The sequence below is a fragment of the Fundidesulfovibrio terrae genome (assembly GCF_022808915.1).
GTDB lineage: Bacteria > Desulfobacterota > Desulfovibrionia > Desulfovibrionales > Desulfovibrionaceae > Fundidesulfovibrio > Fundidesulfovibrio terrae.
On sequence record NZ_JAKZFS010000001.1, the window covers coordinates 199,164 to 215,189 of the forward strand.

Sequence of the window (16,026 nt, forward strand, 5' to 3'; positions counted from 1 at the left end):
GCGGCGGGAGGATTTGGCCGGCCCCGGGGCTTTCTAGACGGGCAGGGCCGGGGCCACAGGGATGCGCGCGATGAACCGCGACCCCTTCCCGGGCTCGGACTCCACGCTCAGGGATCCCCCGTGGTTGCGGGTGATGATGAAGTAGGACACGGAGAGCCCGAGCCCAGTGCCCAGGCCCGGGGGCTTGGTGGTGAAGAAGGGCTCGAACACTCGTTTGCGCACGGTCTCGTCCATGCCGGGGCCGTTGTCTTCCACTTCCAGACGGACGTATTCGCCCTCGGGGGCCAGGCGCAGGGTGATGCGGGCTCCGGGCCGTCCGGCCAAGGCCTGGGCCGCGTTGCGGATTAGGTTCAAGGCCACCTGCTCGATTTCCGTCTGGGTGCAGCGAACCAGGGGCATGTCGCCGTACTCGCGCACGATCTCTATCAGGCGCAGGTCGTACTTCCGGCCCAGGTCGTAGTCGCTGGAGGCCAGCTCGAGGGCTTTATCCATGAGTTCCGGGAGGTGGCAGGCGGCCATCTTGGATTCGCTGCGGCGGCTGAACTCCAGGATGTTGGACACGATGCGCGCCGCCCGGGAACCGCTGTCCTGGATGGCGTCGAGGAATGCCGGTATGCCGCGTTCCTCCAGGTAGGCGTTGACCGAGTCCAGGGGGCATCCGGCGGCGAGGGCGGCGCTCTCGTTGGGGGCCAGGCCCTTTTCCAGCCTGCGCTTGATGATCTGCACGCTTTGCAGGATGCCGCCCAGGGGGTTGTTGATCTCGTGGGCCATGCCCGCGGCCAGTCCGCCTACGGAGAGCATCTTTTCCGTCTGCAGCACCACTTCTTCCATGCGCACGCGCTGGGTGACGTCGTCCAGGCGGATGACCGCGCCCGTGGCCTGTCCCGCCTTGCGCATGGGGAACACCTGGAGGTCGATCAGCCGCGTTTCTCCGTCAAAAGGCAGCTTGAGCCTGGGGACGAGCGTGTAGGACGCGTCCGCCAGGGCGGTGGTGATGGATTCAAGGTGGGCTTCGAGCTGGGGAAATGCCTGCGCCAGGGGTTCTCCGGCCGAGGGGCCGGCCAGCGGGGCGGCGATGGCCTCGGCGGCGGCGTTCATGTAGTCCACGCGGGCTTCGCGGTCCACGCCGATGACCGGGGAGGGCATGGAGTCCAGGATGTGCTGGATGGTCTGGCGGGCCTGTTCCAGGGCCTCCTGGGTTTTCTTGCTTTCCGTGGTGTCGGTGAACACGGTGGCGAAAAGGCCGGGACCCGGGCGGAAGGCCGAGATGCGGAAGTGCCGCTCCATGGGCGCGAAGAATATCTCGAAGCTGACGGGCTCGCCGGTGGAGGCCACGTTGGCATACACGTCCAGGAGGGGCGCTTCGCCGCTGCCGTAGAGTCGCGAGGCCGGACGCCCCAAGGCCTGTTCGCGGCTGATGCCCAGGATGCGCTCGTAGGCGGGATTCACGTCCAGGATCGTGTAGTCGCGGATCGTCCCCTCCTGGTCCCGGACGAGCTCGTGCAGGCACATGCCCTCGGTCATGGAGGCGAACAGCGACCGGAACTTGGCCTCGCTCGCGCGCAGTCCCTCTTCGGCCCCGGCCAGCTCCGTGCCCATGGCGTTGAAGGCCCTGGCCAGCACGGCGATCTCGTCCGTGCCGTCCAGAGGCAGGCCCTTGCCCAGGTCGCGGGTGTCCCGGATGCCCTTGATGTGGCGGGTGATGCGCTCCAGGGGCGTGAGCACGGCTCGGCGCAGAAGAGTCATGTTCAGCGCGAAGGAGCATGTTCCGGCCAGGGCCACGAACACCAGGGCCAGGTACATGGCCCGCTCCAGGGGGATGATGTCCGAGCGGGGATGGCGCACCGTGAGCAGCAAGGCCGGGACGCCCAGGAAGTCGGGAAAGGCGCGGTGCACGGTCAGGCTCTCCGGAGTGGCCTCCCCGAACACGTCCAGGTCGCCGTTGCGGAGCCCTTCCCGGGCCTTGCTGGCCACGGCCGGGTCGGCCGCGGCCAGGGGGATGGCCGTGAAGTCGAGCTTGAGTTGTTCGCCGATGTCCGCCGTCAGGGCCTCGTCCAGGAATCTTCCCGCCACCAGCGTGCCGCGTGAGGCTCCCATGCCCATGGAGTTGAGCACGGGCTGCCAGCACATGAGCATGGGGCCGACCGGGGTCATGATGATGCCCCGGCCTCGGGGGGGACGCCCTCCCGAGCCCGGCAGGCGGATCTCGTCGGACACGTCCCGCAGAAGTTCGCCCAGGGGAATGGCCTCGCGGGTGCTCAGGTCGTAGGCCGCCCCTTCCAGCAGCCGCCCTGCCGGGTCGTAGAGGAGCATCGTGTTGAGCCCTCCGCCGGACAGGGCCTCCCAGGAGAAATAGTTGGCCGCCAGGCGCTTGTCCCGGTCGGCGGCGAAGCGGTAGGTGATGTCCGAGGCGCTCTTGAAGCGAAGCGCCGCGTCCATGTGGGCCAGTTCGTTGTCCAGGGCGCTGGCTGCCCGGCCCAGGTCGTGGGAGGCGCGCTCCTGGTCGATGCGCGCCACGCCAGCAAGGCTCAGGTAGCGCACGGCCGCCCATCCGGCCAGGATGGTGAAGAGCGAGGTGGCCAGCGCGATGAGGACCACCTTCTGGCGGATGGTCATGGCGCTTGCGCTCCGGCGTCCAGGCGGCGCTTGTTGCGGCGGCGGGGCGGGGTCATTTCTCCAGCCTGCGGATGGCGCCGTCCTGCCAGACGCCGATGGAGAGGTTCTCGGCCCGGTAGAGCTCATGGCGGTCCTTGGAGTAGGGGTGCTCGAAGACCCGGCTGACCCCTTCGAAACGCTCCAGGGATTCCAGGGCCCGCCTGATGGCCTCGCCGTCCTCTGACCCGGCCGCGCGGATGGCCTGGACGGTGATCTTCGCCCCCTCGTAGGCCGCTTCCACGAACTTGAAGGGGTAGTAGCCCTCGTGGCGGTAGCGGCTGCGCACCAGGTGGTCCAGTTCGCGCGCCTTGGGGGAGTCCTCCGGGGCGGAGCCCAGCACCCCGGTGAGCCCGTTGGAGAGGCGCACGGGAAGGTCCTTCACCGAGCGCAGGAAGAACGGGTACTGGCCGATGAAGCGGGGCCTGTAGCCCACGGCGTCGGCCGAGCGCACGAAGGCGGCCACCTCGGGGGAAAGGCTCAGCACGGCCACGGCCTCGGCCGGAGTGCGCGAAAGCTCCCTGGCCTGGGCGGTCATGTCCAGGTCGCCCTGGTCGAACTGGACCACGGCCACGGGGGAGAGGCCCTTCTCGGCCAGGAGGTCCACCATGTCCTGCCTGGCCAGCTGGCCGTAGGGGGTGGTGTCGCAGGCGATGGCGATGCGCGAGAATTGCCCCGAGGCCCAGGCGATGAGCGCCCGGATCTGTTCGCGGTCGGGCAGGGTGGCCCGGAAGATGTAGTTTTCGGGAGCGTCCCGGTAGATGAGAGTCAGCTTGGTGGCCGATGCCGTGAGCAGCATGAGCGGCTTCCTCGCCTGCTGCATGAGGGGGATGATGGCCAGGGCGTTGCCGCTGTTTGCCGGGCCGAGCACGGCCGCGACCTTGTCCTGGCCGATCAGGCGGGTGGCGTTTTCCGCCGCCTTGTCCGGGGAGGTCTCGTCGTCGAGGATGGTGGCCTCGATCGCCCTGCCGAGCGCGCCGCCTTCGCGGTTGGCCTCTTCCAGGGCGATCTCCACCCCCCAGAGCAGGTAGTTGCCGATGTCGGCGGCCGCCCCGGTCAGGGGGATGTCCACCCCTATCCTGACCGGTTCGGCGAGCACGACGCGCGCCGGAAAGAAGGTCAGCCAGGCAAGCAGGGCGGCCAGAACGGGCATCCTGCGGATCACCATGGCGCAGGGCCTCCGGTAGAGAGGGCGTTCATGGTTGGGGAAGATATTCCGGACAGGCTGGGGCGTAAAGGCCTTTCGTGAATATATCCGGTTCTCGATCATTCGCCGCTCACAGGATGGGCGAGAGGAGCCTGGCCAGGCGCACCGCGGCCTTGAAGCCGAACCAGCGGCCCTCGTAGTCGAAGGCGGTGGCCCTGAAGCACTGGGCGAAGTCCACCTCGAGCATGCCCTCCACCTGGGAGGCGAACTCCCTCTGGGCCACCACCATGGTGAGCTCGAAATTGAGCCTGAAGGAGCGCGTGTCGCAGTTGGCCGTGCCCACGCAGGCCAGGTCCGAGTCCACCAGGACCACCTTCTGGTGCAGGAAGCCCGGTTGGTAGCGGTAGAACTTGATCCCCTGGCGTTCGAGCTCCGGAAAGTAGGAGAAGGAGGCCAGAAACACCATGCGGTGGTCGGGCTTGCTTGGCAGCATGACCCGCACGTCCACGCCGCGAAGCGCCGCCAGCTGCAGGGCCGCCGTGACCTCCCGGTCGGGCACGAAATAGGGGCTGGCGATCCACAGGCGCTTGCGCGCGCTCTCGATGAGCTGGACGAAGGCCAGGGTGTAGGTCTCCAGGGTGTCCGCCGGGCCGCTGGGCAGGGCCAGCACGTCCGCGCCGTCGCCAGGGAGCCCCTGGGCCGGGGAGAAGTCCCAGGCGAGCTCGGGCAGCGTAAGCGCCGCCCAGTACCAGTCCTCGGTGAAGCACAGCTGGACCATGGCCGCCGCGGGGCCCTCGCAGCGGACGTGGGTGTCGCGCCAGGGGCCGAAGCGGCGGCTGCGCCCCATGTACTCGTCGCCCACGTTGTGGCCGCCCACGAAGGCCACGCGCCCGTCGGCCACCACGATCTTGCGGTGGTTGCGGAAGTTCACCTGCAGGCGGTTTCGCCATCCCTTGGTGGTGTTGAAGGCGCGTGCGTCCACGCCGGAGCGGCGCAGGTCCGTGAGATACGCCGCGGGCAGGGCGTGGCAGCCCACCTCGTCGTAGAGGAGCTTGACCCGCACCCCGCGCATGGCCGCCGCTTCCAGGCGTTTTTTGAGCTCCCGCCCGGCCTGGTCGTCGTGGATGATGAAGAACTGCACCAGCACGTAGTCCCGGGCCTGGTCCACGGCCTCGTGGATGGCCTGGAAGGTGGCCTCGCCGCCGACCAGCAGGGAGACTCCGTTGCCGCTGGTGAAGGGCATGCCCGCCAGGTGCTCCAGCACCGCCAGATGGTCCCTGGGGTGCCGCCCGGCCGGATCGGGGTTGGCGGCGTTGCGGGCCAGCTCCTGGCGCAGGGCGTCCAGCTCCGGGCTGCCGCTTCTTCTCGCGCTCACGTAGCCCACGAACCGGTCGCGCCCGAAGACCCAATAGAGCGGCACGGCCACGTAGGGAAAGGTGATCATGGACATGACCCAGGCGATGGCCCCCTGGGAGGATCGCGTGGAGAAAAGCGCGTTCACGGCGGAGGCCACGCCCGCGGTATGGAAAACGGCCAGCACCCACACCAGGATGTACTCGAGGGTGCGCACAAAATCCGTTTCGATCACGCCGGGGCCTCCTTAGTCCGTGATTGACCGCGTAGCACGTCCCGGCCGCGAAAGCCACGGCCGTGCGCGGCCGGATCCGCTCCGCTCCTGCCCGGAGTTGACACGGCCGCCCCCGTTGTGCAGGAACATGAAATATCCCCACCTGCGAGCGCGCAGAGCGCTCCGGCCAGGAGGCCCACATGCAGGACTACCGCGTCGAAACCGACAGCATGGGCGAGGTCAAGGTCGCCTCGGACAAGCTCTGGGGCGCTCAGACGCAGCGCTCCCTGGAACATTTCAGCATCGGGCGCGAACTCATGCCCCCGGAGATGATCGAGGCGTACGCCTACCTCAAGAAGGGCTCTGCCCAGGCCAACCACGCCCTGGGACGCCTGGACGCGGACAGGCTTTCCATGATCGCCTCCGTCTGCGACGAGATCCTGGCCGGACGCCACGACGGCATGTTCCCCCTGCACGTCTGGATGACCGGCAGCGGCACCCAGTTCAACATGAACGTCAACGAGGTCATCTCCAACCGCTGCTCCCAGATGGCCGGGGAGGCGCTCGGCAGCAAGAAGCCCGTGCATCCCAACGACCACGTGAACATGTCCCAGTCCTCCAACGACACCTTCCCCTCGGCCATGTACATGGCCGCCGCCCTGGGCACGGCCCGCTCGCTCATCCCGGCCGCGCGCGGACTGCGCGAGGCGATCGCCGCGAAAGCGGAGGCCTGGGCGGACATCATCAAGATCGGGCGCACCCACCTGCAGGACGCCACGCCCCTGACCCTGGGGCAGGAGTTCTCGGGCTATGCGGGCCTTCTGGATGACGCCGTGGAGCGCCTGCTTGAGGCCCTGCCCGGGGTGTGCCGCCTGGCCCTGGGCGGCACGGCCGTGGGCACGGGCATCAACGCCCCTCCGGGGTTCGACGGCCTGGCCGCCGCGCGCCTCGCGGAGCTCACGGGGCTGCCCTTCGTCACCGCGCCCAACAAGTTCACGGTGCAGGGCTCCCACGACGCCCTGGTCCACCTCTCCGGGACCATAAAGGCCCTGGCCGTGGCCCTCTACAAGATCGCCAACGACATCCGGCTGCTGGCCTGCGGCCCCCGGGCCGGTTTCGCGGAGCTCAAGCTCCCGGCCAACGAGCCGGGGTCCTCCATCATGCCCGGCAAGGTCAATCCCACCCAGTGCGAGGCCCTGGCCATGGCCTCGGCCCAGGCCATGGCCAACGACGTGGCCGTGGCCATGGGGGGGGCCGGGGGATACCTGGAGATGAACGTCTACAAGCCGCTCATGATCCACAACGTCATGCAGTCCATCCGGATACTTTCGGACTGCATGGCCAACTTCCGCAAGTACGCGGTGGACGGCCTGGAGGCCGACAAGCGGCGCATAGGAAGCTTCGTGGAGCGCTCGCTCATGCTGGTGACGGCGCTTTCCCCGGTGATCGGCTACGACAAGGCCTCGCAGATCGCCCACCACTCCATGGAGCACGACCTGACCCTGCGCGAGGCGGCGTTGGAGCTCGGTTTCGTGGACGCGGCCGAATACGACCGGGTGGTGGTGCCCTCGAGGATGGTGCGGCCGTACGTGGCCGGGAAGGAGTGAGAGGGGCTAGAACGGCTGGCAGTGGTGCTTGATGGACACCCCGCGCACCCAGAAGATGGCCGCTTCGGCCACGTTGGTGGAGAGGTCCCCCACGCGCTCCAGGGAGCGGGCCATCATGACCGTGCGGATGGCCCGGTCCAGGCTGGGCGCGTTGCACACGTTCGATTCGACGTCCATGCAGGACTTGAGCACCTTCATGTTCAGCTCGTCGGCCAGGGAGTCCGCGGCGCACACCTGCCGGGCCAGGTCCGGGTCCTGGTCGCGGAAGGCCTGCACGGCCATGCGGTACATCGAAAGCACCTGAGCGCCCAGAGCGGCCAGATCGGGCATGACCGGCCCCTGGGCCGCCTGGGAAAGCAGCACCGCCTGCTCGGCCACGTTGACGGCTTCGTCGCCGATGCGCTCCAGGTCCACCACCATGCGCATGCAGGAGATGATGAACCGAAGGTCCATGGCCACGGGCTGGTCCAGGGCCAGGAGCCTGAGCGACAGGGTGTCCGCCTCGCACTCCATGGCGTTGATCTCGCGGTCGGAGTCGATCACCTGGCGGGCCGGTTCCGGATCGCGGTTGACGATGGCGGCCAGGGCCTTGTCCAGGGCCCGCTCGGTGTAGGCCGCCATCTGGAGTACCTTGACCTTGAGCTGCTCCAATTCCTTCTGAAATCTCGGGTCCATGCGCCCCTCCTGATATGGCGCCGCCATGCGGGCGCGCTGCTCCCCGGGCGCTGGTCCCGGGATGGCGGTCATTGTGGCTTGGGGCCGCGCGCTCGCGGCCTCGGTCATCAGCCGAAACGGCCGGTGATGTAGTCTTCCGTCTGCTTGTTGGCCGGACGGGTGAAGATGGTTTCGGTCTGGTCCATCTCGACGAGCTTGCCCATGTAGAAGAAGCCGGTCATGTCCGAGACGCGGGCCGCCTGCTGCATGGAGTGGGTGACGATGATGATGGTCAGGTTCTGCTTGAGCTCGTGGATGAGCTCCTCGATCTTCTGGGTGGCGATGGGGTCCAGGGCCGAGGCGGGCTCGTCCATGAGCAGGATTTCCGGCTCCACCGCCAGGGCGCGGGCGATGCACAGGCGCTGCTGCTGGCCGCCGGAGAGGCCCAGGGCGCTTACGTGCAGGCGGTCCTTCACCTCACCCCAGAGCGCAGCCTGCTTGAGGCTCTTCTCCACCTGGCGGGCGATGAAGGCGTTGTCGGAGATGCCGTTGACTCGAAGCCCGTAGGCCACGTTCTCAAAGATGGTCTTGGGAAAGGGGTTGGGCTTCTGGAAGACCATGCCCACGCGCCTGCGCAGCTCCACCACGTCGATGCCGTCCGCGTAGATGTCCTGGCCGTCCAGGGTGAGGCTGCCCTCCACCCGGGCGATGTCGATCAGGTCGTTCATGCGGTTTAAGCACCGCAGGTAGGTGGATTTGCCGCATCCGGACGGGCCGATGAGGGCCGTGACCTGATGGGTCTGGATATCCATGTTCACCGAGTGCAGGGCCTTGAACTCGCCGTAGTAGAAGTCCAGGTTGCGCGCGGACATTTTCGGTGCGGTCGTCATGCGTGGGTCCTTGTGAACGATACGGATTTACAGCGCCTCGGGCAGGCTGAAACAGAATGCCGCCCCCGTGGCCCGGTCCTGGGCCTGCTCCACCCAGATCCGGCCGCCGTGGCGCTCGACGATGTGCTTGGCGATGGCCAGCCCCAGGCCCGTGCCGCCCTCGCCCTTCACGCGCGGCCTGTCCACCCGGTAGAAGCGCTCGAAGACGCGCAGGCGTTCCGCCTCGGGAACCCCGGGCCCCATGTCCGACACGCAGAAGGTGACGTCCGCCTGGCCTGGCCGGTGCGAGACGGTGACCGTGGAGCCTTCGGGGCCGTACTTGATGGCGTTCTCCAAAAGATTGCGGAACACCTGGGTCAGCTGGGAGGCGTCGGCCATGATTTCCGGGCCGTCTCCGGGCAGGAGGCTTTCCACGGTCACGTCCCGGTCGCGGGCCAGGGTGGCGCATTCGCGAAGGGCCGCGCGGAAGCTCTCGCCGGCCCTGATGCGGGTCTTCACCGGCGGCTGGCGGTCGTTCTCGATGCGCGCCAGGCTTAAGAGCTCTTCCACCATCTTGGACATGTGGTTGGCGTTCTTCACGATCACGTCCAGGAAGCGACGCTCCTGGCCCTCGCGGAATTTTTTTTCGCCCAGAAGCGTCTCGGCGTAGCCCTTGATGGAGGTCAGCGGCGTGCGCAGCTCGTGGGAGACGTTGGCCACGAAGTCGCGGCGAACCTTGTCCAGGCGCCTGAATTCGGTGAGGTCGTGGAAGACCAGCACGGCCCCGAGTCCGGCCCCTTGTCCGGTTTGCTGCTGGCTCGGGCGCACCAGGCTCACGTCGAAGTAGCGGTCCTGGCCGGGTTCGATCTGGATGGAGACCACGGCCGGGCGGGTGGCGTCCTGCCAGTTGAGCACGGTTTCGACGGCGGTCTGGAGTTCCGGGCAGGGCAAGGCTTCGATGGGCAGCCTGCCCACTGCCCCGGACGCCTGGGGGAAGTTGTCCTCCAGGGCCTTGTTGGTGAGTATCACGCGTCCGTCCTCGCCCAGCACCATGAGCCCCTCGCGCATGCCGCCCAGCACCGTCTCGATGCGCTGCTTCTCGGCGGCCAGCAGGGTGATCTGGGCTTCGATGCCGCTGGCCATGGCGTTGACGCTCTGGGCCAGCTCCTCCATGGCCATGCCGGACCCGGGCCACAGCCTGCGCCCATAGTCGCCGTCGCCCACGGCCTTGATGACCTCGGCGCCCTGGCGGAGGAACCGGGCCTGGCGCACGGTCAGAAGCCAGCTGAACAGGGCGGACGCGGCCACGGTGACGCCCACGGCCAGGGTGACGCCCGCCGTGTCCGTCTGGACGCGGCTTAAGACGAACATCCCCAGGCAGCCGGCCACGAGGTGCGAGGCGAAGATGCGCAGGCCGAAATCGACCATGACGGAAGGTCCTATTCCTTGAAGCGGTAGCCCACGCCGCGCACGGTCTCGACCAGCGCGGAGTACGGCCCGAGCTTCTGGCGCAGGCGGCGCACATGGGTGTCCACGGTGCGGGCGTAGCCCTCGAATTCGTAGCCCCAGACGGTGTTGAGCAGCTGGTCGCGGGTGAGCACGCGGCCCTGGCTCTTGAAGAGTTCGGCCAGCAGCTTGAACTCGGTGGCGGTCAGCGCGATCTCCGTTCCCTGGGATTCGGCGCGGTGGGCGTCCAGGTCCACGCTCAGGCCGTCCCTGCGCAGCACCTGCTTGGGGGCGGAGTCGGAGCCCAGGCGCTTGAGCACGGCCCGGGCCCTGAGGATCAGCTCGCGGGGGCTGAAGGGCTTGACCACGTAGTCGTCGGCGCCCAGCTCCAGGCCCACGATGCGGTCCACCTCCTCGCCGCGCGCGGTGAGCATGATCACCGGCACTTGGGCGGTCTTGGGGTCGCGCTTGATGTTCTTGCAGACCTCGAAGCCGTCCGCGCCGGGCAGCATGATGTCCAGGAGCACCAGGTCGGGGCGCTGGCGGCGGATCTTGGCCAGGGCGTCCAGGCCGTCTCCGGCCGTGGTCACCTCGAAGCCCGCGTTGCGGAAGTTGTATTCCAGGAGCTGCAGTATGTCTTCGTCGTCTTCGACGATAAGCACGCTTTCCTTGGTCATGGCCGTATATCCTCCGGATGCTGCCAAAGATCACGGGCCTGTGACGGGGCCATGGTGACGATGTTACGATTGGGTGACATTTCCCGAGGGAAAGCGCAAGCCGGGCCGCACGGGCCGGGAGGGGGAATTGTTACGGCCGGGGACGGGGCGGCCGTAACGTGGCCCGCTGACGCTTCCCTTTCCTTCCGGGGGATGCCTCCAGGTCAGGCGCATGTCCGATCCGGAGAAAATGCCGCCTGTGGTTGCTGCCGCCTTGCCACGGGTGTATTCGGTCGGCTGAAAACCCATCTGTTTTTCGACTCCCGGAGGAAACACCTATGGATCTGAATCTTGCCGGAAAACAGGCTTTCATTTCTGGTTCCACGCAGGGGATCGGCCTGGCCGCCGCCGTGGCCCTGGCCAGGGAGGGCGCGCATGTGACGGTGAACGGTCGCGGCGAGGATTCCGTGGCCGCGGCGCTGGAACACGTCAGGGCGGCCGCGCCCGGCTGCGCCGTGGAAGGCTTCGCGGGCGATCTGGCCACTGCCGAGGCGGCGGACAGGCTCCTTGCGCGGCTTCCCGCCGTGGACATCCTGGTGAACAACCTGGGCATCTACGAGGCCAAGCCCTTCGAGGACATCCCCGACGACGACTGGCGGCGTTTCTTCGAGGTGAACGTCCTGAGCGCCGTCAGGCTGTCCCGGGCCTACCTGCCGGGGATGAAGGCGCGCGACTGGGGCCGCATCGTCTTCCTGAGCAGCGAGAGCGGCATCCAGATACCTGTGGAGATGGTCCACTACGGGGTGACCAAGACCGCCCTGCTCGGACTGTCGCGCGGGATCGCGGAATCCTGCTCCGGAACCGGGGTGACCTCCAACGCCATCCTGCCCGGCCCCACCCGCACGGCCGGCGTGGACGGGTTCGTCGCCTCGCTTGGCGGCGGGAAAAGCTTCGAGGATTTTCAGCAGGAGTTCTTCGACCGGGTGCGCCCCTCGTCGCTCCTCAAGCGCTTCGCCCGCCCGGAGGAGGTGGCGAGCCTCATAGCCTACGTGTGCAGCCCGCTCTCGTCCGCCACCAACGGCGCGGCGCTCAGGGTGGACGGCGGCGTGGTGCGGGCCTGCTTCTAGCGCCTGGGCAAGGCGTCCCTCATGGCCTCGTGCAGGCGCATGGCCTGCAGGCAGAAGGCCTCCAGGCGGGCCTCTATGAGCTGGGGGAAGGGATTGCCGTCGGTCTCCACGGTGACGAGCGGGAGCGGCCCCCGCGCCTGCGGGGGAAGCCGCCTGACGCGCCAGGGGTAGATCCGGGCCAGGGTGTCGGTGGTGAAGCTCTTCGTCAGCACCGATTCGGCCAAGCGGGCGGGCATGCAGCCGAACGGCCCGATGGCCATCACCCCGCAGGCCGGGTTCAGGATGTCGTGCAAAGCCGCGCCCACGGTGAGGATGGCCTCCCCCGTGAGCATGGGCGACATGAGGGCCGATCCCGCCCGCAGGGCTTCGCGCACGTCCGGCTCGTGGTTCGCCACCAGCCCGGAAGGCAAAGTCGCCTCGCGCACCTGCCGGTAGACACGCCGCTTGAACCACTGCTTGAGACGGCCCTTCATGTCCGGGCGCTCCGTGATCGCTTCGTTCTGGAGCCAGTCCGTGTAGAACACCCATTCGCTGACGGGGGAGGTGCGCACCACCATGCCCCGCCTGGCCAGGTTCTCCATCAGGTTCTGGCGCGAGAGGGGATCGTGGCGCACGTAGATCTCCCCCAGAAGCGACACCCGGGGCAGCTCCGATACCTTGGCGGTCAGGGGAATGCGCGCGAGCGTCGCGGACTCCCGGCGCATGGCCGCCAGCGCCTCCTTCCAGGAGCGGCCCATGGCCTCCCCGACGCGTCGCGCCGCCGCCCCAAGCGCCTCCTGGGCCTCGCCCCGGTCGCGGGCGCAGGCCGCAAGCCCCGCGCGCATCTCCTCGAAGAAGTCTCCCGCCACCGTGCCGCGCCAGATGGCCAGGGTGACGCTGCCCGGAAGCCCGGAGTAGCCGTTGTCCGCGCTGGGGGTGAGCACGGCCGCGTCCGGGATCTCCAGGCGGGCGATGAGCCGGGAGGTGAACTCCTGGTATTGGCCGAACCGGCAGGGGCCGCCCGCTCCGGGCATGAAGTAGGCCGTGGCCTCTTCCGGCGGCCGGTCGGCCAGGTGCTGAAGCAGGGTGCCCACGGTGAGCTGCAGGGGCAGGCACTCCTTGCAGGAGGAGTTGCCGCGCCCGAGCTTCAGGGCCTCTTCTCCGGCGGGAGGCAAGGCTACGCCCCGGATGCCGGACGCGGCGAGCCCCGCGGCCGAGAAGGCCGTGCCGTAGGGATTCATGCTGGGCAGGGCCAGGCGCACGCGGCTGTGGGTCAGGGGCAGCCATTCCCCGGAGGAGGTGACGATGCCCGCCTGCCCATGGCGGCCCAGCATGCGCGCCGGGCGGTGGAGGCTGGGCCGGAGCGGAGCGGCGGTTCGCCGCCTGTGGCTGGCCGCGATGTCCAGGAAGGCCTCGACGCGCGTCTCCAGCCCCGCGTCGGCCGTGTGGCTGTCCAGCTCCAGTGTGAGCGAGGGCTTGAGTCCCATGATGTCGCGGAAATACCCCAGCAGGAAGGAGTCCGGGCCGCAGGAGAAGTTGGTGACGTAGGCCCCGAAAAGATCGGGCCGCGCGGCCGCGAAGCGCGCCCCGGCCAGGATGGCCCGGCCCTGCCCCCAGTAGACCGCCCGGTCGCCCGGTTCGCCAAGGTCGCCCGGGGGCAGCGGCAGGATGTCGCAGGGGATGGCCAGGGCCCCGCGCGTGGCCAGCTTCTCGGGCACGGCCTTGTTGGCCTGGGGGGCGAAGGCGTTGTAGGAGCGCCCGAAGACCGCCACGCCGAGCATGTCCGGGGTGTCCTCCAGGCGGGACAGGGCTTCGCGTCCCATCTGGGCCAGGTCGCGGCGGCAGAGTATCTGCGCCGTGAGCCCCGCCTGGAAGGCCGCGCGCGCGGCGCGCTCGTCCGCGCCCAGGCTTCTGGCGGCCTGCAGGAAGGCCCCTTCGGCCTGGGCCAGCCCCCGGGTGAAATCGAGCGTCGGCGTCAGGAGCCTGGGGCCGTACGCGGCAAGCTCCGGGAAGGCGGCCCGCAGGGCGAACGGCTCCCCCTGCAGAAGCACGCAGGTGCAGGACGCCCCCTGGCCGCCCGGTGCGGGAACGCCCCGGATGTGGGGCAGGAACACCGCGTCCGGGCGCTTGGCGAGAAGATCGGCCATGAACCCGTGGGCCAGTTCGCCGGGATGGCACAGGGCCGAGCCCATGCGCCGCATGCCCTCGGGGTCCGCCTTGTCGCCCAGGGCCACGTCGAAGCCCAGCTCCTTAAGAAAGGCTGAGAAGAGCGGATAGTAGGTATTGACCAGATAGGAGCGTGAAAGCCCCACCACGGGCCTCAATCCGGACGGGGCGGGGTCGTGGTCCCTGAAGACGCGGCGGCTTCGGGCCTGGACCAGGTCCAGCTGGCCCGCGTCCCGGAGCTTCCTGGCGCGGCCCTGGCGCAGGTTCTCGAAGCGGTTGCAGATGCCGCCGAAGGGGTGGACCTTCCCGGCCACCTCGATGCGGGCGACTACGCATCCCCGGTCGCAGCCCGCCCGTCCGCCCGGGCCCCCCTTGCCGCCGCGGCAGGTGAAGGGCTCGCGCTGCCCGGCCTCGCGGGCCGAAAGCCCGTCCAGGTCGAAATCCCCCTCGGGAAGCTCACCCCGGCGCATGCGGGAGTCCACCTCCAGGGCCACGCCCAGGGCCCCCATGAGGCCGGGGTCCGGGGGCACCACCACGCGCTTGCCCGTGAGCATGGCCATGGCCGCCGGAACGGCCCGGTTGTAGCAGACCCCTCCCTGCATGAACACCCGCTCGCCAACGGGGCGGCTGCCCTTCACCCGGCTGACGTAGTTCAGGCACACGGAATGGACGAGCCCGGCCAGGATGTCCGGCAGGGGCACGCCCTCCTGCACGGCCGCCTTGATGTCCGAGCCGATGAAGGCCGCGCACTGGTCGTTGAAGTTGGGGGTGGCCGAGGCCGAGAGGGCCAGGTCCGCGATGTCCCGGGTGTCCACGCCCAGGGTCTCCCGGGCGGACTCCTCCAGGAAGGAGCCTGTGCCCGCGCTGCAGGCCTCGTTCATGGCCGAATCGCAGGGATGGCCGCGCCAGAGGAAGGTGTACTTGGCGTCCTGCCCGCCGATCTCGAAGATGGTGTCCACCTCGGGGTCGTAGTGGGCGGCGGCCGCGGCATGGGCCACGATCTCGTTGATGGCCGCCGTGGCCTGGGCGTGCAGGGCGGCGATGGCCCGTCCCGAGCCCGTGACCCCGAGACCCTCGACGCGCACCCGTGCCGGGAGCTGGGCGGACAGGCTCGCGTACACCCGGCGCGACGCCCCGATGGGGTCGCCCTCGGTGCGCAGGTACTCCCCAGCCAGCACGGCCCGGTCCAAGCGGCGCAGCACCACCCCCTTGGTGGTGGTGGAGCCCACGTCCAGGCCCACGATGACCTCGTCTCCGGCGTGCGCCCTGGCCCGGTGGCTCTCTTTGAACTCCACCATGCCGAGCGAGCCCGAGATGGGCGGCAACATGTTGAAGCCGTGGGCGCGGCCGGTGAGCACGGAACCCTCGCCCGGCGGGGGAGGGGCGTTGTCCAGGGCCCAGAGCGCAGCGCCCAGGGCCTCGAACCAGGGGGCGGATTCGGGGACGACCAGCCCGGCGATCTCCTGGCGCAGGAAGCGCGCCAGATAGGGGTTGGCCGCGCAGCCTCCGGTGAGCAGCACCGTGTCCCGGGGCATGGATTGGATCAGCTCCAGGCACTTGGAGGCCATCATGCGCCCGAGCCCGGCGGCCACCGACGGCCGGGACGCTCCCTTGTTCAGGGCGTGGGTGCAGTCGGACTTGCAGAACACCGAACAGCGCCCGGATACGGCGTGGGGCTCGGCCCCGTGGTCCATGGCCGCCAGGTCGGAAAGCCCGAGGCCCATGCGCGAGAGCTGTTGCAGGAGGAATTCGCCGGTGCCGGAGGCGCATTTGTTGCCGGACTGGATCTCGCGCACCCGCCCGGAGGCGTCCAGGCGGTAGGCCATGAAGGTCTCGCCCCCGGCGCTTACGACCGTGGCCGCCCGGGTGTTTTCCGGCAGCACGAAGCGCGCGGCCAGTTCCACGGCCTCGGGTTCGGAAAGGGAGGGCAGGCGGGTCAGCTCGCGCAGCCTGCGGCCGGTGGCGGCCACGGGGAGCGAGCGCCAGCCGGGTTCGGCCTCGAGCAGTTCGAGCAGGGTGCGCACGGGGTCGCCGCCGTGGGCGCGGCTTCGGGCGCGCACCACGCGCGGCTCGCCGGGAGACCGGCTCAGGCGGACAAGACCGATGGAGGAGGCCCCCAGGCACAGGCCGAGGGCGTCCGTGGAGTCGGGGCGCAT

General features: G+C 69.1%; 10 protein-coding genes. 2 read left to right on the plus strand and 8 right to left on the minus strand.

Annotated features, from left to right (window positions below):
- Positions 1-33 precede the first annotated feature (33 nt).
- The 3 genes from ML540_RS00980 to cls form a co-directional block, all read right to left on the minus strand.
- On the minus strand, positions 34-2,616 hold the full coding sequence (locus tag ML540_RS00980) for an ATP-binding protein (protein ID WP_243357938.1): 2,583 nt from the start codon (positions 2,614-2,616) through the stop codon (positions 34-36).
- 52 nt (positions 2,617-2,668) lie between these two features.
- A complete protein-coding gene (locus ML540_RS00985) occupies positions 2,669-3,820 on the minus strand; it encodes an ABC transporter substrate-binding protein (RefSeq protein WP_243357939.1) in 1,152 nt (383 codons plus the stop codon).
- Between the two features lie 109 nt (positions 3,821-3,929).
- Positions 3,930-5,387 carry a cardiolipin synthase gene (cls, locus tag ML540_RS00990; RefSeq protein ID WP_243357940.1) on the minus strand — a complete coding sequence of 486 codons (1,458 nt, stop codon included), beginning with the start codon at positions 5,385-5,387 and terminating at the stop codon, positions 3,930-3,932.
- A gap of 179 nt (positions 5,388-5,566) precedes the next feature.
- Here cls and fumC point away from each other — a divergent pair, with 179 nt between their 5' ends.
- Positions 5,567-6,973 carry a class II fumarate hydratase gene (gene fumC / locus ML540_RS00995; protein WP_243357941.1) on the plus strand — a complete coding sequence of 469 codons (1,407 nt, stop codon included), beginning with the start codon at positions 5,567-5,569 and terminating at the stop codon, positions 6,971-6,973.
- A gap of 6 nt (positions 6,974-6,979) precedes the next feature.
- Here fumC and phoU read toward each other — a convergent pair whose 3' ends face one another.
- The 4 genes from phoU to ML540_RS01015 all read right to left on the minus strand — a co-directional run bounded on the left by phoU (position 6,980) and on the right by ML540_RS01015 (position 10,619).
- Positions 6,980-7,648, minus strand: coding sequence for a phosphate signaling complex protein PhoU (gene phoU, locus ML540_RS01000; protein ID WP_243357942.1), 669 nt, complete (start codon positions 7,646-7,648; stop codon positions 6,980-6,982).
- Between the two features lie 107 nt (positions 7,649-7,755).
- The gene (gene pstB, locus ML540_RS01005; protein WP_243357943.1) at positions 7,756-8,517 is read right to left on the minus strand and encodes a phosphate ABC transporter ATP-binding protein PstB; all 762 of its coding nucleotides are present in this window, start codon (positions 8,515-8,517) and stop codon (positions 7,756-7,758) included.
- Between the two features lie 27 nt (positions 8,518-8,544).
- Positions 8,545-9,924: a sensor histidine kinase gene (locus ML540_RS01010; RefSeq protein ID WP_243357944.1), complete on the minus strand. Its 1,380-nt coding sequence runs from the start codon at positions 9,922-9,924 to the stop codon at positions 8,545-8,547.
- Positions 9,925-9,935: 11 nt separating this feature from the next.
- Positions 9,936-10,619, minus strand: coding sequence for a response regulator (locus ML540_RS01015; protein ID WP_243357945.1), 684 nt, complete (start codon positions 10,617-10,619; stop codon positions 9,936-9,938).
- A 317-nt stretch (positions 10,620-10,936) separates the two neighbouring features.
- Here ML540_RS01015 and ML540_RS01020 point away from each other — a divergent pair, with 317 nt between their 5' ends.
- Positions 10,937-11,725: an SDR family NAD(P)-dependent oxidoreductase gene (locus ML540_RS01020; protein WP_243357947.1), complete on the plus strand. Its 789-nt coding sequence runs from the start codon at positions 10,937-10,939 to the stop codon at positions 11,723-11,725.
- Here ML540_RS01020 and ML540_RS01025 read toward each other — a convergent pair.
- The gene (locus tag ML540_RS01025) at positions 11,722-16,026 is read right to left on the minus strand and encodes a BadF/BadG/BcrA/BcrD ATPase family protein (protein ID WP_243357948.1); all 4,305 of its coding nucleotides are present in this window, start codon (positions 16,024-16,026) and stop codon (positions 11,722-11,724) included. The two genes, ML540_RS01020 and ML540_RS01025, sit on opposite strands and share 4 nt — an antisense overlap.